Genomic DNA, 1,985 nt, shown 5'->3' with positions numbered 1-1,985 from the left:
CGCCCCGACCCAGCCCCTCCGTGGTCCGGTAATTCACTCCTCAGCCAGTGGAATCAGACTGATTTGAGCGGTCCGGTGTCCCAGAGAATCATTCGAGACCGCGCCCCATCTCGTCACTCAGGATTTCGCCGGAGCGGGCCGCGAGGTCGCTCTTCCCGCTGGAGAGGGTTCCTACGAAGTCAGGGAGTGGCCACTCGTCGCCGCCGTCCTCGGTCGGGGTACTCTCCCTCACGAGAGCCAGGATCGGCGCGACCTGGGACTCGGGAAGACGGTCGATCAGCCGGTGCAGCTCATCCCGCAAGATGCTCACAGAGCAGAGGATACGGTCGCGGGAGGTCCGAGCAGCCGGATCCCTGCAGTGGAGGAGGTCGACCCCTCGGAGACTCGCCAGGTTGGGTCGGACGTGCCGCTACGACCGTTCGACCCCGCCGTGGCGGCCAGGGTGACAAGCTCGGGGATGTCCTTGCCGAATGGGGTGTTGCCGATCAGACGCGGAAGATGTCGTGGGTACCGACGCGCAGCCAGATCACGTGGGGGTCCGTTCCGTGGCCGGGCAGCGGCGACCCGTAGGTGAAGAGTGCCCGACCATCCGGCGCCCATGAGAGTTCGAAGACGCCTGGGCGCAGTTTGAAGCCCTTCACCCGCAGAGACGGGTGGAGTGCGCCCTCTGCGAGGCCACCGACGAACAGCGTCCGGGCACGCAGGAAAGCGGCGCGCTGCTCGGGTCGCAGTCGGCGGTAGTCTGCCCAGAAATGGGCGACCGCCTCGTAGGTGGGCACCCCGCTACCCTAACGGGCCGATCCCGCACCTTCCGCATCGACGCGACGTCCCGGGCGACGCCGACACAGTCATCTGCTCGCGGCGGCCGTCAGCTCGCCTTCGTGTGCGGTTCCGCGGCGAGTTCGGCGAGAAGCGCGCCGAACGAGGCTTCGGACGGGCAGATCACCGACCGGCCGGCGGCAAGATCGTCGAGGGCCTCGTCGAGGAGCCGAGCGGTCTCATGGTCAGGCTCGTCGGCCCACTCGTGAGGTTCCGGAACCGGGTACGGGAGATCGGCCGGATTTTCCATGATCCACCACCGTCCCTCATGTTCCAGCCTGTTCCAGGAAGTTATCCAACGCGGAACCTACCGCATCGATGCCCAGAGGGGCACTGTTGCATCGACGGAGTCCGGCATCGCGGATCCCGATCAGTCATGATCGAGTGATGCGTCGAGGTCGTGCCTGTCCACCGGTTCCGACGTCGGAGTTCGCGGGGTTCCGCTTCCCGCCCGAGGTCATCGTCCTGGCGGTACGGTGGTATCTGCGGTTCGCGCTGTCTTACCGGGACGTCGAGGAGCTGCTCGCCGAACGCGGCCTCGACGTTGATCACATCACGATCTACCGGTGGGTGCGGCGCTTCACCCCCCTGCTGACCGAGGCGGCCCGGCCGTGTCGGCACCGGGCTGGGGACAGGTGGTTCGTCGACGAGACCTACGTGAAGGTCGCCGGCCGCTGGACGTACCTGTACCATGCGGTCGACCAGCAGGGCCAGGTCATTGACGTCCTGGCCAGCGAACGACGCGACCAGCCCGCCGCCCGACGCTTCTTCGTTCGAGCGCTGGCCCAAGGTCGCCGGCCGAGCGAGGTCACGACCGACAAGGCGCCTGTCTACCCGCGGATCCTCGACAAGCTGCTCCCCAAGGCCTGCCACGTCGACGCCGCCCGGGAGAACAACCGGATCGAAGCCGACCACGGCCGGTTGAAAGCACGGCTCCGGCCGATGCGCGGACTGAAACGCCTCCGGTCCGTCCAAACCATCAGCACCGGACACGCCCTCGTCCAGAACATCCGCCGCGGCCACTACGAACTCGGGACCGACAGCAGCCCGCACCTGCGGCTGGCAGCCGCGTTCACCGAACTCGCCACAGCACTCTGACCGCCAGCAGCCCCCGGCCGCTGGCATGCCCCGCCTTCGCCGAACGCAAGGGACTGTAAAACCAACGG

General features: G+C 67.4%; 4 protein-coding genes. 1 reads left to right on the top strand and 3 read right to left on the bottom strand.

What is annotated here, in order from left to right:
- Positions 1–88 precede the first annotated feature (88 nt).
- The 3 genes from AC08OP_RS21580 to AC08OP_RS21570 all read right to left on the bottom strand — a co-directional run bounded on the left by AC08OP_RS21580 (position 89) and on the right by AC08OP_RS21570 (position 1,069).
- A complete protein-coding gene (locus tag AC08OP_RS21580; protein WP_476615849.1) occupies positions 89–310 on the bottom strand; it encodes a hypothetical protein in 222 nt (73 codons plus the stop codon).
- A 175-nt stretch (positions 311–485) separates the two neighbouring features.
- Positions 486–779, bottom strand: coding sequence for a hypothetical protein (locus AC08OP_RS21575; protein WP_476615848.1), 294 nt, complete (start codon positions 777–779; stop codon positions 486–488).
- 89 nt (positions 780–868) lie between these two features.
- Complete coding sequence (locus AC08OP_RS21570; protein ID WP_476615847.1) at positions 869–1,069, bottom strand: hypothetical protein; 201 nt, start codon at positions 1,067–1,069, stop codon at positions 869–871.
- Positions 1,070–1,206: 137 nt separating this feature from the next.
- On the opposite strand from AC08OP_RS21570, the gene AC08OP_RS21565 reads away from it, so the two are divergent.
- A complete protein-coding gene (locus tag AC08OP_RS21565; RefSeq protein WP_476615846.1) occupies positions 1,207–1,917 on the top strand; it encodes an IS6 family transposase in 711 nt (236 codons plus the stop codon).
- Positions 1,918–1,985: the final 68 nt, after the last annotated feature.

The organism is Frankia sp. CeRuru1 (genome assembly GCF_977966315.1).
Note: the sequence above shows the minus strand (reverse complement) of the source record. Positions and strands in the feature narration are given on the sequence as shown.

Excerpts from the sequence above, each read along its gene's own strand:
- AC08OP_RS21570 (WP_476615847.1), bottom strand. The coding sequence starts at position 1,069 with ATGGAAAATCCGGCCGATCTCCCGTACCCGGTTCCGGAACCTCACGAG.
- AC08OP_RS21565 (WP_476615846.1), top strand. The coding sequence starts at position 1,207 with ATGCGTCGAGGTCGTGCCTGTCCACCGGTTCCGACGTCGGAGTTCGCG.